General features: G+C 62.5%; 21 protein-coding genes. 8 read left to right on the forward strand and 13 right to left on the reverse strand.

Features of this window, described 5'->3' with window-relative positions; genetic code table 11:
* Window positions 1–2: 2 nt before the first annotated feature.
* A complete protein-coding gene (locus AC3YMN_RS03430) occupies window positions 3–1,331 on the reverse strand; it encodes a TIGR03808 family TAT-translocated repetitive protein (protein WP_489888934.1) in 1,329 nt (442 codons plus the stop codon).
* A gap of 168 nt (window positions 1,332–1,499) precedes the next feature.
* Here AC3YMN_RS03430 and AC3YMN_RS03435 point away from each other — a divergent pair, with 168 nt between their 5' ends.
* The gene (locus AC3YMN_RS03435) at window positions 1,500–2,789 is read left to right on the forward strand and encodes an O-antigen ligase family protein (RefSeq protein WP_489888935.1); all 1,290 of its coding nucleotides are present in this window, start codon (window positions 1,500–1,502) and stop codon (window positions 2,787–2,789) included.
* A gap of 21 nt (window positions 2,790–2,810) precedes the next feature.
* On the opposite strand, the gene AC3YMN_RS03440 is transcribed toward AC3YMN_RS03435, so the two are convergent.
* Window positions 2,811–4,046, reverse strand: a complete 1,236-nt coding sequence (locus tag AC3YMN_RS03440; RefSeq protein ID WP_489888936.1) for a glycosyltransferase family 39 protein — start codon at window positions 4,044–4,046, stop codon at window positions 2,811–2,813.
* 212 nt (window positions 4,047–4,258) lie between these two features.
* Between AC3YMN_RS03440 and AC3YMN_RS03445 the strand changes: the two genes are divergently transcribed.
* Entirely contained in the window at window positions 4,259–5,581 is a 1,323-nt protein-coding gene (locus AC3YMN_RS03445) for a GumC family protein (RefSeq protein WP_489888937.1), read from the forward strand.
* Between the two features lie 6 nt (window positions 5,582–5,587).
* On the opposite strand, the gene AC3YMN_RS03450 is transcribed toward AC3YMN_RS03445, so the two are convergent.
* The 7 genes from AC3YMN_RS03450 to AC3YMN_RS03480 form a co-directional block, all read right to left on the reverse strand.
* Window positions 5,588–6,778, reverse strand: coding sequence for a GNAT family N-acetyltransferase (locus AC3YMN_RS03450; RefSeq protein WP_489888938.1), 1,191 nt, complete (start codon window positions 6,776–6,778; stop codon window positions 5,588–5,590).
* Window positions 6,779–6,883: 105 nt separating this feature from the next.
* Window positions 6,884–7,585 (reverse strand): phosphate regulon transcriptional regulator PhoB, encoded by a 702-nt coding sequence (gene phoB, locus AC3YMN_RS03455; protein WP_127753639.1) that lies wholly within the window; start codon window positions 7,583–7,585, stop codon window positions 6,884–6,886.
* A gap of 94 nt (window positions 7,586–7,679) precedes the next feature.
* Window positions 7,680–8,387: a phosphate signaling complex protein PhoU gene (phoU, locus tag AC3YMN_RS03460; RefSeq protein ID WP_127753638.1), complete on the reverse strand. Its 708-nt coding sequence runs from the start codon at window positions 8,385–8,387 to the stop codon at window positions 7,680–7,682.
* 28 nt (window positions 8,388–8,415) lie between these two features.
* Entirely contained in the window at window positions 8,416–9,198 is a 783-nt protein-coding gene (gene pstB, locus AC3YMN_RS03465) for a phosphate ABC transporter ATP-binding protein PstB (RefSeq protein ID WP_127755266.1), read from the reverse strand.
* Between the two features lie 82 nt (window positions 9,199–9,280).
* Window positions 9,281–10,648: a phosphate ABC transporter permease PstA gene (gene pstA, locus AC3YMN_RS03470; protein WP_489888939.1), complete on the reverse strand. Its 1,368-nt coding sequence runs from the start codon at window positions 10,646–10,648 to the stop codon at window positions 9,281–9,283.
* Between the two features lies 1 nt (window position 10,649).
* Window positions 10,650–12,026 (reverse strand): phosphate ABC transporter permease subunit PstC, encoded by a 1,377-nt coding sequence (gene pstC, locus AC3YMN_RS03475; protein WP_489888940.1) that lies wholly within the window; start codon window positions 12,024–12,026, stop codon window positions 10,650–10,652.
* Between the two features lie 57 nt (window positions 12,027–12,083).
* The gene (locus tag AC3YMN_RS03480; RefSeq protein WP_127753635.1) at window positions 12,084–13,106 is read right to left on the reverse strand and encodes a PstS family phosphate ABC transporter substrate-binding protein; all 1,023 of its coding nucleotides are present in this window, start codon (window positions 13,104–13,106) and stop codon (window positions 12,084–12,086) included.
* Window positions 13,107–13,424: 318 nt separating this feature from the next.
* Between AC3YMN_RS03480 and AC3YMN_RS03485 the strand changes: the two genes are divergently transcribed.
* Complete coding sequence (locus AC3YMN_RS03485; RefSeq protein ID WP_164854846.1) at window positions 13,425–13,568, forward strand: hypothetical protein; 144 nt, start codon at window positions 13,425–13,427, stop codon at window positions 13,566–13,568.
* A gap of 63 nt (window positions 13,569–13,631) precedes the next feature.
* Here the strand turns inward: AC3YMN_RS03485 and AC3YMN_RS03490 are convergent, their stop codons facing one another.
* The 4 genes from AC3YMN_RS03490 to AC3YMN_RS03505 are packed head-to-tail and all read right to left on the reverse strand — an operon-like array spanning window position 13,632 to window position 17,018.
* Entirely contained in the window at window positions 13,632–14,387 is a 756-nt protein-coding gene (locus AC3YMN_RS03490; protein ID WP_489888941.1) for an SDR family NAD(P)-dependent oxidoreductase, read from the reverse strand.
* On the reverse strand, window positions 14,378–15,394 hold the full coding sequence (locus tag AC3YMN_RS03495; protein ID WP_489888942.1) for a ketopantoate reductase family protein: 1,017 nt from the start codon (window positions 15,392–15,394) through the stop codon (window positions 14,378–14,380). The genes AC3YMN_RS03490 and AC3YMN_RS03495 overlap by 10 nt, the downstream gene beginning before the upstream one ends.
* Entirely contained in the window at window positions 15,391–16,092 is a 702-nt protein-coding gene (locus AC3YMN_RS03500) for a creatininase family protein (protein WP_489888943.1), read from the reverse strand. Before AC3YMN_RS03500 ends, AC3YMN_RS03495 begins: the two co-directional genes overlap by 4 nt.
* Window positions 16,089–17,018, reverse strand: a complete 930-nt coding sequence (locus AC3YMN_RS03505) for a GntR family transcriptional regulator (RefSeq protein WP_489888944.1) — start codon at window positions 17,016–17,018, stop codon at window positions 16,089–16,091. Before AC3YMN_RS03505 ends, AC3YMN_RS03500 begins: the two co-directional genes overlap by 4 nt.
* A 224-nt stretch (window positions 17,019–17,242) precedes the next feature.
* Here AC3YMN_RS03505 and AC3YMN_RS03510 point away from each other — a divergent pair, with 224 nt between their 5' ends.
* From AC3YMN_RS03510 to AC3YMN_RS03530, 5 genes are all read left to right on the forward strand, one after another.
* Window positions 17,243–18,823 (forward strand): ABC transporter substrate-binding protein, encoded by a 1,581-nt coding sequence (locus AC3YMN_RS03510; protein WP_489888945.1) that lies wholly within the window; start codon window positions 17,243–17,245, stop codon window positions 18,821–18,823.
* Window positions 18,824–18,916: 93 nt separating this feature from the next.
* On the forward strand, window positions 18,917–19,888 hold the full coding sequence (locus AC3YMN_RS03515) for an ABC transporter permease (RefSeq protein ID WP_282567555.1): 972 nt from the start codon (window positions 18,917–18,919) through the stop codon (window positions 19,886–19,888).
* Window positions 19,885–20,790, forward strand: coding sequence for an ABC transporter permease (locus tag AC3YMN_RS03520; RefSeq protein ID WP_489888946.1), 906 nt, complete (start codon window positions 19,885–19,887; stop codon window positions 20,788–20,790). Before AC3YMN_RS03515 ends, AC3YMN_RS03520 begins: the two co-directional genes overlap by 4 nt.
* The gene (locus AC3YMN_RS03525) at window positions 20,787–21,761 is read left to right on the forward strand and encodes an ABC transporter ATP-binding protein (protein ID WP_489888947.1); all 975 of its coding nucleotides are present in this window, start codon (window positions 20,787–20,789) and stop codon (window positions 21,759–21,761) included. Before AC3YMN_RS03520 ends, AC3YMN_RS03525 begins: the two co-directional genes overlap by 4 nt.
* Entirely contained in the window at window positions 21,758–22,768 is a 1,011-nt protein-coding gene (locus tag AC3YMN_RS03530; RefSeq protein WP_489888948.1) for an ABC transporter ATP-binding protein, read from the forward strand. The genes AC3YMN_RS03525 and AC3YMN_RS03530 overlap by 4 nt, the downstream gene beginning before the upstream one ends.

Genomic DNA, 22,768 nt, shown 5'->3' on the forward strand with positions numbered 1-22,768 from the left:
GCTTAGCGCAGCGTATTGCCGGAGACGGTGAGGGTCGGGAACTGGCCGGCATCGTCCTGCAGACGCTCGGAGGCGATCTCGTTCCAGCGCGCGGCGACCAGCGGGTGGAGCGTTTCCGAGATCAAATTGCCGGTGATGCGGGCGGCTCCGGCGCCTTCGGCGACGCTAACCACAATGCCGCGCTCGGTGCCGCGGATCAGATTGTCGGTCACAAGCACATCGCGCAGGAACGGTCCCCAGCCCACGCCGATGCCGATGCCGGGCACGGCATCGATAATATTACCCGAGATGACGGCGTCTGCTTCGGCGGCGATGCCATAGGGATTGACGTCGGGATTGGTGCGGGAGGTGGCGGTGATGTTGCGCACGATATTGCCCGAGCACATGGCGAGGCGCCCGCCATTGTCCCAATTGGTCATGGAAATGCCGCCGGCGGCGCCATCCACCAGATTGTTGGCGATGATCGAGCCGGCAAAGGCGAATTCGGAATAGATCGCGATCTCGCCGCCATTGGTGCAGGTGTTGCCGGTGATCTGGGTGTCGTTGGCCGTGTTGAGGCGAATGGCCGAAAAGGCGCAGTCGCTGATCTGGTTGTCGGAAACGATCACGCCGTCAGCGCGGAAAATGTTGATGCCATTGCCGTTCTGGCCATTGCCGCCGTCACGCCAGTCGATGCTGCTGACCGCATTGTTGGTGATGATGGAGCGATCCCAGCCCGGTTCGCTGCGCCAGATCAGAATGCCGCCATTGCCGCAACCGGTGATGCGGTTGCCAGAGATGAGCATGCCCAAGCTGTCGATGGAATAGATGGCGGCGTCGGCGCTGCGCGAAAAGCTGCAGCCGGTGATGGAAGCGGCACTGCGCGCAAGGAGGAGGCCCTGGGCCGGGGCATCGGTGAAGCGGCAATCGCGCAGCGTGGTGTCAGTGGCGTCCACCAGTTGGACGAGGCCGGTATCGCTGCGGCCGGTGCCACTGCCGTTGCCGGCGAAGCTGAGGCCATCGAGGATGACGTCGGCGGTGTTCTCGATGGAAAGGAGGCTGTCGCCGCCGGCGGCGAGCGCCAGGATGGTCTGGCCGGAGCCTTGGAGGCGGAGGGGAGCCGTGATGCGGATATCGGCGACCGCGTAGGTGCCGGAGGGGAGGGCGAGCGGCTGCCCCAGGCCGGTGGCGGCGTCGATGGCGGCTTGCAGGGCACCGGACTGGTTGGCGCTCGACGTGCCATCGAGGCCAAAGGCTGATGCGTCAAGGGCCGGTTGGGCGCGCAGGGGGGAAGCTAGTGCTGCGGCGCTCGCCATCACACCCAAGGCCAAGATGCTGCGTCGCTGGATCATTGCCGGTACTCCTTTGTTCAAGGCTAGCGAGTTGCGGCGAGAGCGGGGTTAAGGCGTGGCGGGGCGGGGCTAAAATCCCTCCGTGTGCTTAGCACTTCCTTCACGCGCAACTCCGTAGTGTTGCCGCGATAGGCGTCAGGCGGCGCCGCAGCGCTGCAGGGCCGGCTCATGGCTGAATTGGCGGGCGCCTTTGCGCCTCACACAGGTATCGGCACTCGGCTAGGGCGCAGCTTCCTGCGCGACCGCGCGCTCTGGCTCTTGCACGCAGCGGTGGCGATATGGGTGTTCTCGGGTGGCGTCGTTCTGTTCGAGCCATCGCCTTACGAGTTCAGCTTCGTGCTGGTGCTTGCCATGGCACTGGCTGCGGGGATGAGCCTTTTTAGTTCGACCATCCCGTTGCTGCTGTTGACGACGGCCTTTATCCCGTTCGGGCTTATCGCAGCGTTCCAGGTGCGCTACACGCCGCTGACCGAGGCTTTCACCTTTGTCGCGGTGACGATCTTCCTGTTCATCACCAGCTATTTCGTCGCGAACTTCGTGGGTGAAGCTCCGGAACGGCGGGTTCGGCTGATCGTTCGTGCTTATATGGCCATCGCCGTGCTGTCGTCAGTGCTCGGCGTCTTGGCTTATCTCGGCCTCATGCCGGGCGCTGATGCCTTTGTGCTGTATGGTCGCGCCAAGGGGCTGTTCAAGGACCCCAATGTGTATGGGCCCTTCCTGATCCTGCCGGCTATGTATGTGCTGCGCGACGTGTTTTTCCTGCGCGGCGGCAAGCTCTTGATCCCCGCCATCTTGTTCATGCTGGTGATGATCGGCGTTTTCATGAGCTTTTCGCGGGCGGCATGGGGGCATTTTGCCCTGTCGTCGCTGCTGGTGTTCGGCTTGTGCTTTTTTCTTGAGGCTTATGCCCGCGACAAGGTGCGGATGTTGCTCCTGGCGCTGGCGGGTTTGTTCGTGATCATGATCGCGTTAGCCGGACTGCTGAGTATCCCGGCGGTGGGGAGCCTGTTCGAGGAGCGGGCCAGCGTCACGCAGGATTATGATACCGGCGATACCGGGCGGTTTGGGCGGCAGGGCTATGCGTTCGATCTGGCGCTATCGCATCCGCTGGGACTTGGACCGACCGAGTTCCACAATCTGCGCATCATCGAGCAGCCGCACAACACCTATGTCACTGTGATCCAGGCCTATGGCTGGGGTGGTGGTGCTTGTTACTATCTGCTGGTGCTGGCGACGTTGTGGCGCGGGTTCCGCGGCCTGGCCGACCGGAGCCGGCGCAAGCTGCTGATCCCGGCACTGGCGGTGTTTATCCCGCTCGCGCTGCAATCGGGCGTGATCGATACCGATCACTGGCGGCATTATTTCCTGGTCGTAGGGTTGATCTGGGGCGTGACTGTCCGGGCCGATCCAGACCTGCGGCTGCCCGCTTTGCGCAAGCAGGCCGCCCGAGGGCTATGACCCTCAGGCGGGCGGGAAGCGTCAGCCCATTGCGAGCACGCCCCCCAGCACGATCATCGCCAGCGTGACGAGCATGGAATAGGCTAGCAGAATGGACAGCGGTGGCGCGTGTTCGGGCTTAAGGGCCCGCGCTAGCAGCAGCAGCAGGATGGGCAGCCAATCTAGGGTGAAGCGCTGGGCGGCATATTGCGAGAAGCCGTTGGAATGGTAGAGCAGCGTCAACCCAAGAATGGCGGCGCAGGTGCCCAGACCCCACCAGAAGCTGCGGTTCCAGTTACCCAGAAACACCCACAACAGCACTGGCGTCACGAGGAATAGCGAGGCGCCATTGGTGTCAAAGCCGCCCATCTGCGTGAGATAGGGCCCGGTGAAATCCACATGCGGACCGGCAACGAACATGTAGATGAGGTTGAAGATGAAGTAAGCGGGGGCAAAGATCCCGATTTCGCGTACCCGCGAGACAAGGAAGTTGCCCGCTGTCTCCCCCGTGTCGAACTGGGGTGGGAAGATATAGTTGTAGCCCGTTTCGGTGAAGGAATCGAAGCGGACATAATTGTAGGCGAGGTAGATCAGCACCCCGAGAATGGGGAAGGCAGCAAGGGTAAAGGCTCGCCGCCATGCGGCCTGATCGATGCGGAACAGGGGCACGCCATCTTCGAGCAGGAGGATGTAGAGGAAGGGCAGGTAAAGGATCGTCATCTGCCGCGACAGGAAGGCGAGCGCGATGAAGAGCCCCGCGAGCAAACCGTTGCGGCGCACCAGCGCGAAGTAGATCGCTGCCGTACTGAACAAGGTCCCCCAGCTCTGGGCGAAGAACCAGACCCGGTCGCCCCGAATGGTGACAAAGGCGAGCGGCGTCGCGAACAGCACCAGAAAAACGAGCAGGACGGCCAGATCGCGGTTGAGCTGTATCGACGCGTTGGCGATGCGCCACCAAAGCCAGCCGGTGAGGCCAAAAGCAAGGATCGTCAGCGGCAAGAAGAAGTGAAAGCTGCTGCCGAACAGGGCTACGAAGGGCAGGATGACCAGCCCGGGCGCGGGCGGAAACACCACATAGGTGCGGCCCTCATAAAGCGCGCAGTCGCCGTCAAAGCACGGCCCGGTGGCATCGAGCCGCCCTTCGAGCCAGGATTGGGCGAGCAGCGCGTAGCTGTTGGTGCCGGGCACTTCGCGCAAAATCGAAACTGCCATGACGGCGAGGAAGGCGAGGACGAGCCCGCCCAGTACCCCTGAGATAACAAGACGCTTGCTGTTCACTTCTGCCCCCAATTACTGGGCAAAAACCTAGCCAGCAAAGAATGAAGAAAATCTCGCTGCAATTAGCAACAATTGTGAGGGAAGATGATTGGGGCTGAGCGCCCATCGAGTTGCTGTTTCTATGCTTTCCCAAGCATTTCCACCCGCGGTTAACGGCGTGAACATGGAAAGGCACTAGGCTGCCCCGGTTCCTGCCGTTAGAGGCCAGTTGCTTGCGCGCGTTTGACTCCCAGATCGACCTTTATCAGCTGCTCGGAATTATCTGGGCGCGCCGGTGGGCCGCGCTGCTGGTGCTCCTTGTGGTGCCCGTGCTGGCATATGTTGCCGTGTCACGCGTTCCCCGGCTTTATGAATCTTCGGCCACGATCCTGGTGGAGCCACGACCCAACTACTTCGGGGCGGGTCAGCCAGCGTCCGTATCAGTTCCGGACCGAGCGACCATTTCCAGCAATGTGCAATTGCTGCGCTCACGCGACACTTTGATGGATGTGGTGGCGCAGCTCGGGCTGGCGCAGCAAGCCGAGTTCAACGGCGGCGAAACGGGGCAGGCGGCGTTTGACGCCGCGGTGCTGGCGCTCGATGAGCGTACGCTGGTAACGAGCGAACTGGGAACCGCGATAATCTGGCTGAAGACCCGGGCCCGTGCACCCGAATTGGCACGCCGATTGGCGCTGAGCATCGCCGAAACGGCGATCGCCCGACGGGCGCAGCAGGGGCTCGACGATGCCCGGCAGGCACTAACGTGGCTTGAGAGCACGATACCGGAGTTGCGGCAGCGAGTGTTTCAAGCCGAGGACGCCGTGGCCAAGTTCCGCATTGCGCGGGGGACGATTGGGGACCTGCCGGAGGGCAGCATGGTTGGCAGCCAATTGAGCGACATGGCGGGGCGACGGCTTGCGGCTGAGGAGCGCAGTTCGAGCTTCAGGGCGCGTGCGGCGGTGCTGCGGCAGCGCCTGGCGCTAGGAGGTTCGCTGGTGGGCAGCACGGAACTGGCGGCGGACGCAAGGGGCAGAAGTCTCATTCAGCTCCGGGCCAGTCTGCAGGGACAGCTGGCGCAGCAAGCCAGCAGTTTATCGTTCAACCATCCGAATGTTCTGGGATTGCGGGCGCAGATTGCGGACGTCGATGCGCAACTCGCTACCGCGGCGCGGCACATTGGTGACCAGATGGATCGGCAGGCCGAGACTGAAGCGGCTCTGGCTGCGGCACTGGCGGCCGACCAGCAGATCTTGCAACAATCCGTCGGCGGGGAAGAGCGCGACAGCGTGGCCCTCGCGGCGCTGCAGCGCGATGCGGCGGCGCAACGTAGCGTCCTCGAGCGTTACCTGCAGCAGGCGGAAGCGGCGCGGGCCCAGGTAGACGGGGGCGCTGCATTCCCTGATATGCGCCTGGTGTCGCATCCGGTGGTGTTGAGTGCACCGGTTTCGCCCAAGACCGGGCTGGTGCTGCTGGCGGTGATGATCACGGCGGGAGCGCTGGTGTTGACCTATCTGATCGTCACGAGCCTTGTGGCCCGTCGTCCGGCTGCAGGATAGGATCGATCAGTCGGGTTTTGACTGGCGCCACTGGCGCAGCTGCTTGGCAAAGCTCCAAAGCTTGTCGTTCTGCTTGATGTGCCGCTTAAGCGCGCGCTTGCCATTAAGGAGGGCGGCGGCGGCAGTGCCCTTAGCGCTTAGCGCAATCGCCGCGTCGTTGATCGGCGTCTTCTGGGTCCAGGAGGTTTTGTAGGCGAAATCGCCCACGCCCATATCGATGCTGCTGATCCCCGCGGCGATAAGATCTTCCACCAGCAGGAACATCAGGAGGCCCACAAGGCTGTATTTGGAGGCCGGCCCGTCCGTGTTGGAGTTGATGTATTGCGAATAATGGCAGGGGGAATAGGTGCCTACCGCCGTCGCCACGATTTCTTCGCCGACATAAAGCGCATGGAGCGCTACGGCCGGCTTGTCCTCGCTGGCGCCGGCAATGGCCCCATCCCGGAACAAGGCGCGGAAGTGAGGCTCGGCAAAGACATTTGGCACGCCCATTTGCCGGAATCGCACGGAGCGATGCTCAAGGAAGGCCGCATGGACTTGGTCGATGTGCTCGAGCGTTGTGGCGCGGCGCAAGGTGACGGGACCTAGCGTTTCTTCGAGCCGGCGACGCCCGCGCAGGATATCGACCCGCCGCTTTTTGGGGAGCGTTTCGAGCATGGTGGGCGCAATGTCCGCATAATAGAAATGGTCCGGCGAAGGCTGATGGGGAAAGCTCAGCAGGGGATTGTCGATGCCTCGCCATTGGGGAGGCAGGTGCTCGAAGCTCAGCACATCGACGCCGGCCTCGTCTCGCAACTGGGCAAAGGCCCGGTTCAGCAGGAGTCGGGTAAGAAGCGCCGCAGCATCGCGCCGAACAGGCATCCAGTCGCTGTTGCCAAAGGAGGAGCCGGGAATGGCCGCAAAGGTGCAGCCGGCCTTGCGGTGAAGATGCAAGGGAAGCAGGGCGGCGGGGCTGCCATCGAATTCGATCTGTAGGGTGACGAAGTCCGCATCTTCGAGCTGCTGGGAGCGGGCAATCTCGGCAATCCAGTCGAAGCGCTGGTAGGGCGTGAAGATCGCCTCGCGCTCAAGAGCGCGCCACGCCGGCTCGGCAGCGGCGAGGCCGCGCTGCAGGGTGATTCGGCCGCCGGAGGTCGTGGACCCCGGAGCCGGCTGGTTGGCAAGCTCGTCGATCAGGCGTTGATCCGTGGTGGTCATGCACTGCCCCGCCGTTCCCTCAAGAAAACAGCGTTAGCAGCCGGCTTTTAACAAACCGCTTGAGCAGATCGTTACAAAATCATCAACAGGCGAGAGCAGGATCGCTCAGGCGGGCTGGGCGAAACGCTCGTCAAAGGCATAACCAGCGCCCCGCACGGTGCGGATCGGATCGGCATCGCGGCCCCGGTTGATCGCGCGGCGCAGGCGGCCGATGTGCACATCAACGGTGCGTTCATCGACATAAACCTCGTTGCCCCAAACGCCGTCGAGCAACTGCTCGCGCGAATAAACCCGGCCGGGATGGCGCATCAAATATTCCAGCAGGCGGTATTCAGTAGGGCCAAGATGGACGTCGCGGCTGCCGCGCCGCACCCGGTGCGTGGTGCGATCGAGTTCCAGATCACCCAGCTTGAGCGAGGCGGTGACGAGATTTGGGCTGGCGCGGCGCAGCAGCGCCCGCACCCGGGCAACCAGTTCAGGCACCGAGAAGGGCTTGACCATGTAGTCATCGGCACCGGTCGCCAAACCCCGGATGCGCTCTTCTTCCTCGCCACGGGCGGTCAGCATGATGATGGGGATCAATGCGGTTTCCTGGCGGGCACGGAGGCGCCGGCACAACTCGATGCCGGAAATTTCAGGCAGCATCCAATCGAGCAGGATCAGATCGGGAACCTTGTCCTTGATATGCTCGAGCGCATCATTGCCGGTTTCGGCCGTGAGCACCGCAAAGCCTTCGGCTTCGAGATTGTAGCGCAGGAGGATCGAGAGGTCTTCTTCGTCTTCGACAACAAGAATTGTGGCTGGCATGGGTTACCCTCCAGTCGGGCTCAGCGACCCGATTGTTCAACTGCGCACTCCCTCCCACAGGGCAGGGTGGCGCCAAAATAAACCTTGGTGCGTGCTATGCTTTGATTTGCGTGCGGTGCAGTTCCTGAACGTCGCCCGTAAGCTGCCGGCCGGTTTGCAGGTAGTAGGCCCGTTCGGCAATGTTGGTGGCGTGATCGCCGATCCGCTCCAGGCTTTTGGCGCAGAACAGGAGATGGGTGCAGGTGGTAATGTTGCGCGGGTCTTCCATCATATAGGTCAGGAGTTCGCGGAAGAGCGATGTGTGCATGGCATCGACCTCGTCGTCGCGATTGCAAACCTCGATGGCAGCGGCAGCGTCGCGGTTCGAATAGGCATCGAGTGCGTTCTTGATCTGGCCCAGCACCAGCGCCGTCATGTTCTTGACGCCGTTATAGAAGGTGGGCTGTAGGTTCATGCCTTCGAGTTTGAGCGAGCGGCGGGCCAGTTGCTTGGCCATGTCGCCGACGCGCTCCAGGTCCTGGGCGACGTGGATCGCGGTGATGATGGCACGCAGGTCCGAAGCCATGGGCTGGCGCCGGGCGATCATTGACACCGCCATGTCGTCGATGCGGCGCTGCATGTCGTCGATGCGCTGGTCGGCGATGATGGTGAGGTCGGCCAGTTCGCGGTCAAGCTTGAGCAGCGACTTGGTGCCGTTCTCGATGGCGAGTTCCACCATGCCGCCCATTTCCGCGATGGCCTGGGCAAGCGCGACCAGTTCGTCGCTGTAGGACGTTACAATGTGGTCTTTAGTGGCGGGCATGGCGTTTCCTCCGTTGGTGCCGGGCAAATCAGCCGATGCGGCCCATGATATAGTCTTGCGTCTGCTTGTGGACCGGGTTGGTGAAGATGTCTTCGGTCACCCCTTCCTCGATCAGCTTGCCCAGGTGGAAGAACGCGGTTTTCTGGGACACACGCGCTGCCTGTTGCATGGAGTGGGTGACGATCACGATGGTGTAGTTCTCGCGCAACTCATCGATCAGTTCTTCGATGATGGCGGTGGCGATCGGATCAAGGGCTGAGCAGGGCTCGTCCATGAGGATGACTTCGGGGCCGACGGCGATGGCGCGGGCAATGCACAAACGCTGCTGCTGACCGCCCGACAGGCCGGTGCCGGGCTCGTTGAGGCGATCCTTGACCTCCTCGAACAGACCGGCCTTGCGGAGCGAGGAGACAACGATCTCGTCGAGATCGGACTTGTTGCGCGCCAGGCCGTGAATGCGCGGTCCGTAGGCGACGTTCTCGTAGATGGATTTGGGGAACGGGTTGGGCTTTTGGAACACCATGCCGATCCGGGCGCGCAGTTCCACCACGTCGAGCGCGGGATCGTAGATGTCTTCGCCGTCGAGCTTGATGGTGCCGCCGACTCGAGCGCCTTCGATGGTGTCGTTCATGCGATTGATGCAGCGCAGGAAGGTCGACTTGCCGCATCCCGAGGGGCCGATAAACGAGGTCACCGCGCGATCGGGGATGTCGATGGAGATGCCGAACAAAGCCTGCTTGGCGCCGTAGTGGACGGTTACGTCCCGGGCTTCGATCCGGATAGGACGATCCAAGGCGGCAGACGGGTTCATGGCGCTAGTCACTGATTGTTGGGTCAACTTCACCTTACCGGCAAGCATGTCCATTTTCGATGTCCTTGTTGCGTGAGGTCGATCAGACGCGCTTTTCGAGGCGCGAGCGCAGATAGATGGCCGTGCCGTTCAGCACGATCATGACGCCAAGCAGCACCATGATGGCCGCTGCCGTGCGCGGTTCAAAGAAATTGCGGTTCTCGTTGCCTTGCCAGAGATAGATCTGGACGGGCAGGGCGGTGGCCTGATCGAGCGGGGTAGCGGGCACCTGGGCCACAAAGGCCTTCATGCCGATCAGCAGGAGCGGCGCTGTTTCACCAAGGGCGTGGGCGACGCCCAGAATGGTGGCCGTGAGGATGGAGGGAAGCGTCACCGGCAGTACATGATGGAACACCATCTGCGTCTTGCTGGCCCCCATGCCCAAGGCGGCTTGGCGCAGGGCGGGGGAAACGCCCAGCAGCGCGCCACGGGTCGCGATGATGATGGTGGGAAGCGTCATCAGCGTCAGCACCAGACCACCAACCAAGGGAGCCGAGATGGGCAGGTGCATGTAGTTGATGAAGACCGCGGCGCCGAGCAGACCGAAGACGATGGAGGGCACGGCGGCGAGGTTGTTGATGTTGACCTCAATGAAGTCGGTCAAGCGCGACTTGGGGGCAAATTCCTCGAGATAGATCGCCGCGGCAACACCGACGGGAACGGCCAGGACGATCACGATCAGCATCATGTAAAGGGAGCCCACAAAGGCGCCCAGCAGGCCCGCGGAGGCCGGCGCGGCGCGGCTATCGGCATTGGTGAACAGTGACCAGGCAAAGCCATTGGTGACGGTGCCGTTCGCCTCGAACGCATCGATCACGCTGCGGGCGGCCGGTGACAGCTGCTGCTGCGCATCGCCGAGCGAGCGGTTGATGTTGCCCTTGATCCAATTGTCGGCGTTGGCCGAGGCGAGAACGTCCACCGGCACAGTGCGGCCAAGCAGCGCTGGATCGGCAACGAACATCTCCCGGAGTTGATGGCGGGCATTGGTTTCCGGAATCGAGAGGAGTTCGCGCGAGGTGATCTCGGTGCCCGACGGCAGCTTGGCGAGCAGCGCGGCCTCTAGGATGCGGTTCCAGTTCAACAAAGCCAGTTCACGCCGCCACCGAAGGTCCGCAGCCTGATATTCCGCGGGCGAGGGGAATTCGCTGGCCACGGGCGCAGGGCCGACATCGATGATGGCGGGATCGAAGAACACCTCCAGATGCAGGTTGGACTGTACGAAAGCCGGGATCCCCTTGCGGGTCACATCCACGAACAGGAGGGCGACAAAGCCCAGGGCGAGAACAATGGCGCCGATGCCCAGTCCTCGAAAGATCGCTTCGTTCCGGTGCCGGCGGCGCAAGCCCGACCGGACCAGGCGCGTGCGCTGCTGGGAGATTTCGCGGGGGGCAGTGGTGAGGGTGGTGGCCATGTTACTCGTACTGCTCCCGGAAGCGGCGGACGATATAAAGCGCGAAGATGTTGAGGCAGAGGGTAATCACGAAGAGGGTGAGCCCCAGGGCAAAGCCGACGAGGGACTGAGGGCCGGAGAAATCGGTATCGCCGGTGAGCTGGTTGACGATGGACACGGTGATGGTCGCAACGGGCTCGAAGGGGTTGCCGCGCAGCACGGGTGCATTGCCCGCGGCAAGCACCACGATCATGGTTTCGCCAATCGCGCGGCTGACGGCCAGCAAAAAGGCGCCAACGATGCCCGGCAGCGCGGCGGGCAGCAGCACTTTTCGGATGGTTTCGCTCTGGGTGGCCCCAAGCCCGTATGAACCATCGCGCAGAGTGCGTGGCACCTGGTTGAGAATGTCGTCGCTGAGCGAGGAGACAAAGGGGATGATCATGATGCCCATGACAATGCCGGCGGTGAGGGCGCTGGTGGCATTGATGTTGAGCCCGACTAGACGGCCGAAATCGCGCAGGAATGGCCCGACGGTCACGAGTGCGAAAAACCCGAAGACGATGGTCGGAATGCCGGCCAGCACCTCGATCAAGGGCTTGGCGACGGCCCGCAGCCGGCGCGGCGCATATTGGCTGAGATAGATGGCGGCCATCAGGCCTAACGGTACGGCCACCAGCATCGCGATGGCGGTGATCATCAGCGTGCCGGCGAGGAGCGGGAGCAGCCCGTAGCGGCCGTAATTGCCCGCAGCGGGGGCATTATTGGGGGCCCAAACCGTACCGAAGAAGAAATCGAGGGGATGGATGAAGGTGAAGAAGCGGATGGCTTCGGTCAGCAGGGACGCAACAATCCCAAGGGTGGTGAGGATTGCGACCGCCGAGCAAAGCAGCAAAACGATGTTGATGACCCGCTCCACTGCGTTGCGAGCGCGAAGACGGGCAGTGATGCGCTTGCGGGCGTAAAGAAGCGCTGCACCACCACACAGTGCGGCGACCAGCAGCACGCCGGCATTGGTGAGCATTTGGAACCAGCGCAGGTGCTCCCCGGCGGCTTGCTCATAGGGGGCGACTTCGCCAGCAACGCCAAAGCCCGAGGCGATAGCCTGGATGCGGCCGATGGTGGCGTTCAGGCCGGTCTGGTCGAGCGACCGGAGGGTTTCGAGGGGAATTTGCGCGACGATGTAGTTGTGGGTGATCTCGCCACCGAACCAGGCCCAGAGCAGCAGAACCAGCAGGGCGGGGATCATGGTCCAGATGGCGGTATAGGCACCGTGGTATTGCGGGCGCGAATGGACCTTCTGGCCACTGGTTGTTGCAAGAGCGCGGCTGCGCGACCAACCCGTCTGGTAGGACAAGCCGAGCAACACCAGCAAGAGGCCGGCAACAGCAAGGGAATTCATGCGATGCTCCCGCACATAAGGGAGCGGGCCACCTTCGAGGGTGGCCCGCCGGATCGATTACTGGGTCGGGCCAGCTTCGAAAGCGGCCATAACTTCTTCGGTTTTTTCGGCGGGCTGGGGAATCAGGCCGGCAGCTTCAAGCACGCCGCCTTCGCCGGAAACGGCCTCGGACAGGAAGAAGGCGACATAATCTTCCAGGCCCGGGATGACGCCGATATGCTGGCCCTTGACGTAAAAGAACAGCGGACGGCTGACAGGGTATTCACCCGCTGCAACGGTTTCCTTGGAGGGCGTTACACCGTCAACGGTGGCGACCTTCAGGGTATCGGTGTTCTGCTCGTAAAAGGAGAGGCCGAAAACGCCGACGGTGTTGGGGTCGGAATTGAGACGCGCCAGAGTTTCGGTATAGTCGCCCGAGATCTCGGTGACCACGTCCTGACGGTAAGTGGTGCAAGCGGCTTCTGCTTCGTCCTCGCTCAGCCCTTCAGGCAGCCCGGCTTCCTCGCAACCGGCGTCCACAACGCGTTCCTGGAATACTTCACGCGTGCCGTGGTTCGAAGCGGGAACCGCCAACATGATCGGCTGGTCGGGCAGCGAGGGATCGATTTCGGACCAGTTGGTGTAGGGATTGTCCACGAGTTCGCCGTCCACAACTACCTTGTCTGCGATTGCCTTGTAGACATGAACAGGGGTGAGGGCAAAGTCGGGGCCCGAGGCGGCAGAAGCAAAGACGATGCCGTCAAAGCCGAACTGGATTTCCCGGATGTCAGTCACGCCGGCGGCGGTGCAGGCTTCGCGCTCGCCGTCGCGGATCTGGCGGGATGCATTGGCAATATCGATGGTGTTGTCGCCAACGCCAGCGCAGAACTGGGACAACCCACCGCCCGTGCCGCCGGAGCCAACAACTGGCGTGTTGAATTCAGGGAAAGCTGCGCCGAATTCTTCAGCGACGATCGACGCGAAAGGCAGAACGGTGGAGGAGCCGGCGATCTGGATGGTATCGCGGGTCTGGGCGAACGCAGCAGTGGAGCCGGCAACAAGCGCAACGGCTGCAGCACTGGCAAGAAGTGCAGTTTTCATGTGGTTCCCTTTTCGGAGTTCGTCTTTATCGTGTTAGCCGATCCGGCAAGTCCGGGCCCGCGCTGTGACCCGGCCAACCTATGAAGCCGTGGCGACGGTTTTATTACGGATGTGCAACACCTGTGTGACGGTGCAAGTCATTGCCGCCACGGGCGAATTTCAATGACAACGCCACGCTTGCCAAAGGACGGGCTTTCTCAGGTGGCATAGGTGAGTAGGCGTGCCACGGAGTGCCTCGGGCGATCCGCTGCGGGATTAACACGGGGAAAATTGAACCGCAGGCGAGATCTGACCGTTAGCTCACGGACAGGAGGCCCTATGAGAAACGTTCTTATCGCTCTCGCAATTTTTCTGGTTCTCGGCATCGGGGCCGTAGTGGTCAGCTCGTTCAATGCCGCAGGTCCGCAGCGTGACGTCACGGCACCAGAGTCGCTGGAAGGCGGAGCCGAAGCCTCCCAGTAGCCGAGTCTGCCGGATCAGCGTTGATCCGATGGAGGTGGAGCCGCCCTGGGGCGGCTTCCTTCGTCAGGCGCGGCCGCCGTCGACGCTCAGGATCTGCCCGGTGATCCAGCTGGCATGTTCGGACGCTAGGAATAGCACGGCCTTGGCAATATCGGCGGGCTCGCCCAGCCGGCGGAGATGAATGGAGTCAACAAGCGCCTTTTGCCCCGCCTCACCATAGCTTTCCCACTGCCGCTGGGTTGCGGGGTTGGAGAGAACAAAGCCAGGGGCGACACTGTTGACCGTGACGCCATGCGGCCCGAGCTCCAGGGCGAGTTGCTTGGTCAGCCCGACCAGGGCGTGCTTGGCTGAGCTATAGGCCTGGATCCCAGTCAGGCTTGGGCGCAGCCCGGCCCCCGAGGCAATGGTGACGATACGTCCCCCTTTTTGTGCTTTCATGCCGGGGGCGGCAGCCTGGGCGCACCAGAAGGCAGCATCGACATTGGCGGCAAAGAGCTGATGCCAGGCCTGCTCGGATACGTCCTCGAGCGGGTGGGCCACCTGGCCCCGCACGCCCCCTGCAGCCAGAGCCAGCACGTCAATGCCCCCGAGCAGGGCATTGATTTCGCTGAACCTTGCCTGCACCTGACTGCGGTCGGACAGATCAAGGGTCATGGTGTGTTCAGCACCTGCGGCCTTGGCTTCGACGAGCCCTTCTGGGTCCAGGTCAAGAGCCACGACGCGGGCGCCGGCTTCAACCAGCGCCGCAACGATGGAGCGGCCAATGCCTTGGGCGGCGCCCGTGACGACCGCGCGTTTACCGGTGAAATCTAGCTGCATGCTGCCAACAACTCGTCCAGAACGTCCCAGGATTGGGGGCGGCCATTTTCCACTTCGTGCACCAGCTCAACCAAGCGCTTGGTGATCGGGGCATCAACGCCCGCTTCCTTGGCCAGATCGATGATAATGGCGAATTGCGCGTCCACCTCGGTCTTGCGCTTGCGCACGGCGATGTCGCGCCATACGCCCGAATGGGTCTTGGCGGTGTGGCGGTTGTGTTCTTCCATGGCGGCAATGGAGCGCTTGGCGTCCTCGGTTGAGGAGCCCGGCATGAAGGCGGCAGGATCAAAGCCGTTGAAGCCCAAGGGCGTCACGCCACGGGCGCGGGCGACGGCCATCACTTCACGGCCAAGGCCTTCAAAGACCGGGGCGTGCTTGGGGCTGGCGAAGTTGTCCGACATGGAGGCGGGGGTGAGGGCGGTGGCGAACAGCATGCCGCCATAGCCCATCTTGCCCCAGAGATAGCCCCAGATATTGGTGGTGAGCTCGGCATCGGGCTCGTAGAGCGAGAAGAGGCGGTGCACTTCGCGCAGCCGGTCGGTGACCGAGCCGTCGAGTTCACCGATCGCCACTTTGCCGCGATTGCCCAGGAGAATCTTGCCCGCTTCGAGCCAATCGGCGCCGAAATTGACAAAGCAGCCAATGGTGCGCTCGGGGCCGATCAGCTTGCCAATGGTGAGCTCGTTGAGGCCATTCTGGGCGGATACGACATAGCCGTCATCAGCCAGGAACGGCCGCAAGGCCTCGATGGCCGCTTCGGTGTGCTGGGCCTTGACCGCCAGGATCACGGTCTTGAACTTGCCGGTGACCTCAGCGGGCAGGGCCGCCTTCATGGGCTGGGTGAAGGTTTCCACCGGCCCTTCGATGAGCAGGCCATTTTCGTTGATGGCAGCGACGTGCTCGGGGACGATGTCCACCAGCAGCACATCCTCGCCGGCGCGGGCCATGAAGGCGCCGAGCGTGCCGCCAATGGCGCCGCCGCCCCAGATCAAGATGGTGTCGGTCATGCCCAGCCATCCTCGATCAGCGCGCGGGTTTCTGCAATGGCAACGTCCCAGATCGCCTGCATGTCTTCGTCCGAGCGCTGGTAGCGGCCGCCGAAATTGCCGTCGCCCAGGTATTCCTTGACCTTGCCGGCGTCCATGGTCTTGAGCTTGTCGAGGTCAGCCATCGGCTTTTGCTCGTCGGGCATGCCGATATTGGGCAGGCGCGTCCAGGGGAAGTTCTCCATCCAGGAAGCGTGCGAAGCCACGGGATCGATGGCGTGCACCTTGGCAAGCGTCTTGGGGGCGTTCCACCAGTTGTGCCAGCGGATTCGGCAATCGGGGTTGCTGTTGAGCCATTCGAGCGCCGCGGTCTGGCCCGGCGTGTTGCCGCCATGCCCGTTCACGAACAGCACGCGCTTGAAACCAGTGCTCGCGAGGCTATCGAGAATATCGGTGATGATGCGCCCATAGGTATCCATGCGCAGGGTGATGCTGCCGGGATAGGTGGCGAAATAGGGGGTGATGCCAAAAGCCAGGGCCGGAAACACCGGAATGCCATAAGGTTCAGTAGCTTCCACCGAGATCTTCTCGGCAAGAATCGAGTCCACCGCATTGCTCAGATAGGCGTGCTGTTCGGTAGAGCCGAGAGGCACGATCGCCCGGTCATCCGATTTCAGGTAGGCTTCGACCTGAAACCAATTCATGTCGGCGATTTTCATGCTGTCTCCTTGGCAGTGGTATTGTTTCTCAGGTTATCAAGCAGCGGCAGGACGTGTTGCTGCACGAAAGTCCGCTCCGGCGCGTGCCGGTATTCGAATGCCTGTTGATGGGGAGCGACCTTGGCGGCCATCCAGTCCAGGCCGGTGGCATAAACCACGACGTCGACCTGCTCTATAAAGCGTTCGAGCTCGGGATCGTCGGCCATGGTGATCGCCGTGCTGGTCACATGAGGGCAAAAGCGCATGACGCCGGACTTCATCATCGCCATGAACTGGGGGAAGATGGAGACGATGCCGACCCGCATGCTTGGATCGAGGCCGGCGAGGCGCGTTCGGGTGGCCTCCGAGGCAATAAACTGAAGGCCGAGCACCGGGATATTGGTGCCAACGATCTGCTCGACTTCAGCCCGCCGGTTGGCGAAGGTTAGGATCAGGTCGGCAGGGGGCAGGGGCGCTCCATTGCGCAAAGCGTCGACGGTTACTGCAACAAGAGTGTCAGTTGCGGGCAAGTTCGGGCGAATGTGGTCGGCATAGGCCTGGGTCGCATCGGCAAACAAGCCCACCAGCACGAGATTGAGCCCGTTTGCCTGCTGGAACCGCAGATGCCCGGCACGACCGGCAATCATGGCGGTGATCCTGCCAGCGTCCACGCCCAGGCTTTGCCCCAGTTGCAGCAGGGCGTCGATGGCGGGGTTAAGCCGCTGGAACACCGTGGGGTCGGGCAAGCTCTCGGTCTTGGCTACGAATGTGCCCGAACTGCCACGCGACTCGATCAGTTTCTGTTGCTTGAGTTCGTTGTAGACGCCCACAATGGTCATGGGGGCTACGCCGGCGCTTTCCGCCAGCTCGCGTACAGAGGGTAGCCGCATTCCGGCCGGCAGGTCGCCGAGCGCAATGCCATATTGGATAAGGCCCTGGAGCTGCACGCCGAGTGGGACGGGCAGGGAGCGGTCGAGTTTCGCAGCAAATGTGGCCAGGATTAGCTCAGCCTGCGCATGTCCTAGGCGGTCAGAACGATTTGATCGTTTTTCCGGCAGATTAGTGCGAGGAGAGCTTGACATCAAGGGCCGATCTGGTTCCGTTTGGGCGCAAGCGTTCTAGTCAGTCAGTACAGGATTGAACAGTGGCGCCACGTAATCAAGGGGTTCAAATGCTTTTCCGGAAGAATGCCGTCCTCGCCCTCACCTTAGCCCTGATCGGCTCCACAACTCTGTCCGCCCAGGTCATGGCTGACGACCTGACGATCGGCGTGCGCGCCGGTCCTGACTCCATCGATCCGCATTGGTCGACCCTGGGTAGCCAGGCAGAGTCGCTGCGCCACATCTTCGATACGCTGATCGGCGTCGACAAGGATCTGCAGCTGCAGCCGGCGATCGCCACTTCGTGGACGCCAGTCGATGACGACACCTGGGAATTCAAGATCCGGGAAGGCGTCAAGTTTCATGACGGCTCCGACCTGACCGCCGAGGACGTCAAGTTCTCGATCGACCGCATTCCGCAGGTCACTGGCCCGATGAGCATGACCATCTACACCAAGTCGGTGGATTCGGTTGAGGTCATCGACGACTACACCGTGCATGTGCACACCAAGGGTACCGCGGCAACGCTGCCCAACGACTTTATCCGTCTCTTCGTGGTGTCGTCCGAGATCGGCGAAGTAGGCAACGAGGAGTTCAACTCCGGCCAGGCTGCGATCGGCACCGGTCCCTATAAGTTCGTCTCCTGGCAGCCCAAGGGCGACCTCGTCCTCGTGCGCAATGAGGAATATTGGGGCGAGCCAGCCCATTGGGAAAATGTCGTCCGCAAGGAAATCCCCAATGACGCCTCGCGCGTTGCGGCTCTCCAGTCGGGTGAAGTCGACCTGATCAACTATGTGCCGGCGACCGACTATGCCGCCATGCAGAATGACTCGCGTCTGGACACCTTCATCGCCGACAGCGTCTATATCCTCAACATCACGCCTAACGTGAAGGATGAGCTGCCGGTCAAGGCCAAGGTGAACGGCGCTGAGATCGCCGAGAACCCGCTCAAGGACCTGCGCGTTCGCGAAGCCATGGATCTCGCCATCAACCGCGACATCCTGTCGGAAGTTGTGCTCGAAGGGTTGGGCAAGCCTGCCAATCAGCTGATGCCGGCTACCTTCTTTGGCGGCTCGACCGAACTGCCAGTGCGTGAGTATGATCTCGAGCGCGCCAAGGCGCTGCTGGCGGAAGCTGGCTACCCCAACGGGTTCGAGCTCGATTTCGCCTGCACCAACAATCGTCTTCCCGGCGATGCTGCTGTGTGCGAGGCCCTGTCGCAGATGTGGGCGCGTGCTGGTCTCAAGATCAACGCCAATGCACTTAACGGCACAGTGTTCTTCCCGGCCCAGCAGGCTGGCGAATTCAGCCTCTGGCTCTCGGGCTGGGGTACGTTGACGGGCGAAGCGTCCTATACCTATGGTTCGCTGGTGCACACCGCTGATCCGGAAAATGGTCTCGGCGCGTTCAACAAGTCGGGCTACTCCAATCCAGAGATCGATGCTCTGCTCGAGGAAGGCTCGCGCACGCTGGATGATGAAAAGCGCCGTGGGCTCTACAAGCAGGCCACCGAGCTCTCGATGAACGACCGTGTGCTGATCCCGACCGTGATCATCCAGACTGTATGGGCTGCCAAGGCCGATACGCTGACCTTCGAGCCGCGTGTTGACCAGGAAACGCTCGCCCACCTGATCCAGCCTGTCGCTCAGTAAAGCTCTCGACGCCCGGCTGTTCAGCTGACAGCCGGGCGGTTCCCATCAACCTGTTGAGCCCGATGGGGCTTCACGCTAGCGGATTTCCTGTTCTTGGGATTCTTCATCCAACGCATTTTTCAGGCAGCCATCGTCGTGGTGGTCATGTCGATCCTGGTGTTTATCGGCGTTTACGCCATCGGCAATCCTATCGATGTGATGATCGATCCGGCCTCAACCCAGGAAATTCGAGAAAACCTCATCCGGCAGTACGGCTTCGACCGGCCGCTGTACGAGCAGTATTTCGTGTTCGTAGGCAATGTGCTGCAGGGCGAGTTCGGCCAGTCATTCGTATACCGCGTACCGGTGCTGGATCTGATCTTTTCGCGCTTGCCAGCGACTTTTGAGTTGGCGCTGGGCGCCATTTTGATGGCTGCCGTAGTCGGTGTACCCCTCGGGATCTGGGCCGGCTACCGGCCACGGGCGTTTTCGTCCAAGGCCATCATGGCGCTGTCGATCCTCGGCTTTTCGCTGCCGACCTTCTGGGTGGGCTTGTTGCTGGTGCTGACCTTCGCCGTGCAGCTGCATTGGCTGCCTTCAGGCGGGCGCGGGCCGACCAGCGACCTTCTCGGCGTGCCCTTCTCGTTCTTCACGCCAGAGGGCTGGAGCTACATCATCCTGCCGGCCTTTAACCTCGCGCTGTTCAATATGGGCCTGCTGATCCGGCTGGCTCGCGCGGGCACGCTCGAGGCGATGAGCTCAGACTATGTGCGCTTTGCGCGCGCCCAGGGCCTCAAGGAAAGCAAGGTCGTGGGCCTGCATGTGCTCAAGAACATCTCGATCCCGATCGTGACCGTGTTCGGCCTCGAATTCGGTTCGACCCTGGCCTTTGCCGTCGTGACCGAGACAATCTTCAACTGGCCCGGAGTGGGCAAGCTGATCATCGACTCCATCATGGTGCTCGATCGCCCGGTGATGGTGGCTTACCTCATCCTGGTGGTGCTTCTTTTTGTTCTCATCAATCTGGTGGTCGATCTGCTGTACGGCATTCTCGATCCGCGTATTCGCGCGAGGCGGTCGGCATGAGCATGGTTGAAGATCTTCAGGTTGAAACCTGGCGCACACGGCTGCGCGACTTCTGGAGCGAGTTCTCCGAGAGCAAGGTGGCGCTGGTCTCGCTGGTGGTCATCGTCGCCATCGTGCTGATCGCCATCTTTGCCCCCTGGCTGTCGCCGCAGAACCCGTATGACCTGGCCAAGCTCGACCTCTTCGACTCGCGCCTGCCGCCAGGCAGCGTTGGCTCGGGCGGCTATGTGCACGTGCTGGGCACCGATGCGGCGGGTCGCGACCTGCTGTCGGCGATCTTTTATGGATTGCGCATCTCGCTGCTGATCGGGCTGATGTCGGGTGCCCTGGCATTGCTCGTTGGCATGACCATCGGACTCATCGCCGCCTTCAAGGGCGGCCGGGTCGAGGCGCTGATCATGCGCGTGGTCGATCTGCAGCTCTCGATGCCGGCGATCCTGTTGGCCCTTGTGCTGACGGCGATGCTGGGGCAGGGGCTGTGGCAGCTGGTGACGGCTTTGGTCGTGGCGCAGTACGCCTACTTCGCCCGCACCATTCATGGTTCGGCCAGTGCCGAGCGCGACAAGGACTATATCGAGGCGGCAATCGCCACGCCCTTGCCGGCGCACATCATCCTCCTGCGGCACCTGCTGCCCAATTCGCTGCCCCCGCTCATCGTGGTGGCGACCGTGCAGGTCGCAAGCGCCATTGCGCTGGAAGCGACATTGTCGTTCCTCGGCCTTGGGCTGCCGCTCACCGAGCCCTCGCTCGGCGCGCTGATCTCCAACGGCTTCCAGTATCTGCTGTCGGGCCGGTTCTGGATCTCGGTTTATCCGGGGGTCGCGCTGGTGATCACCATCGTTTCAATCAATCTTGTCGGCGATCAGGTTCGGCATGTGCTTAATCCGAGGCGCGGCCAATGAGTGATGCCGTTCTGTCTGTGGAAGAACTGCAGACCCATTTCTTTACCCGCAAGGGCGTGCTCAAGGCCGTGGACGGGGTATCCTTCTCCGTCGGCAAGGGTCGGATCCTGGGGCTGGTTGGCGAGTCCGGTTCGGGCAAGTCGGTCACCGGCTATTCGATCCTGCGGCTGGTGGATGCACCGGGCAAGATCGTCGGTGGCCGGATCCTGCTGAACGGGACCGATCTGGCGAGCCTCGACAACGAGGCCATGCGCAAAACGCGTGGCGCCGTCATCTCGATGATCTTCCAGGATCCGATGATGACGCTCAATCCCGTGCTCAAAATCGGCACGCAGATGGTGGCGGCGCTCAAGGCGCATGTCAAAATCTCCACCGGCGACGCGCGCAAGCGCGCCCGGGATGCGCTCGCGCTGGTGGGTATTCCCGCTCCCGATGAGCGGCTCGATGTCTACCCGCATCATTTGTCCGGCGGGATGCGCCAGCGCGTGGCGATTGCTATTGCGCTGCTGCACAAGCCCGCGGTGATCATTGCCGACGAGCCGACCACGGCGCTCGACGTGTCGATCCAGAGCCAGATCCTGGCCGAGGTGCGCCGGCTCGCCGATAGCACCGGCACAGCCTTTGTCTGGGTGACCCACGACCTGTCGGTGGTGTCGAGCCTCGCGGACGATATTGCGGTGATGTATGCGGGCCGCATCGTGGAGTCGGGGGAAAGCGCGGCCGTGCTGGCTCACCCCAAGCACCCCTATACGGCCGGGCTGATCGCTTCGGTGCCGAGCCAAGCCAAGCGCGGCGAGAAGCTGGCGCAGATCAAGGGTTCGACTCCTTCGCTGGCCAATTTGCCGCCGGGCTGCCCATTCCAGCCGCGCTGCCCACGCGCCACCGAGATCTGCCGAACCATGCCGCCATTGGCGCCGGTCGGCGACACCATGGTGCGTTGTTACCACCCCATTCTGGAGGGCGCGGCATGAACCAGCCGATCCTTGCCATCACCAACGCCTCCAAGCGCTTTGTGCGCCGCCCAGCCCTGACCGACAAGATCGCCCATAAGCTGGGCGGCAAAGACCGCACGCAGACCGTGCATGCCGTAACGGACGTCAGTCTTGGCGTCCAAAAAGGGGAAGTGGTCGGCCTCGTCGGGGAGTCGGGCTGCGGAAAATCCACCCTTGGGCGGATGATTGCCGGCATTTATGACCCGAGCGACGGGTCCATCACCCTTGACGGCAAGCCCGTGGCCACCAGCACGGGCGGGCGCCCGCGCAAGCTGACGACCCGTGTGCAGATGGTGCATCAGGACCCGTTCTCGAGCCTTGATCCGCGCATGCGGGTGGGCGACACGGTGGCCGAAGGCCCCGTGCACCACAAGCTCGTGCCGGCCAGCGGCGCGGATAGCTATGTCGCCGACATGCTGCGTCGGGTGGGCCTTGATCCCAGCACGCGCCGCCGCTTTCCGCACCAGTTCTCGGGCGGCCAGCGCCAGCGCGTAGCCATTGCGCGCGCCTTGGCCATGCAGCCCGAACTGCTGGTGCTGGACGAGCCGGTAGCGTCGCTCGACGTGTCGATCCAGGCGCAGGTGCTCAACCTCTTCCTTGATCTGCGGCAGACACTGGGGCTCACCGCCGTCTTCATCAGCCACGACCTCAGCGTTGTGCGTCACGTGTCGGACCGCGTCGCGATCATGTATCTGGGGCGGATCGTGGAACTGGCCGATGCCGTGCCGCTGTTCGATGCGCCGGCCCATCCCTATACGCGTGCCTTGCTCGATAGCGTGCCCAAGCTGGGTGCCGGGCGCGGTGCGTTTTCGGCCGTGGTCGGGGAAATTCCGTCGCCGCTCAATCCGCCGCCAGGATGCCCGTTCCATCCGCGTTGCCCCCATGCGGGGCCCCGCTGCAAGGTTGACCGTCCCGTTCTCAAGCCTGCCGCCGGTGCCCCCGGCGATGTTGCCTGCCACCTTTATGATGGTGGCACAGGAGCCTGA

Source organism: Devosia sp. Z11_6 (genome assembly GCF_058133665.1).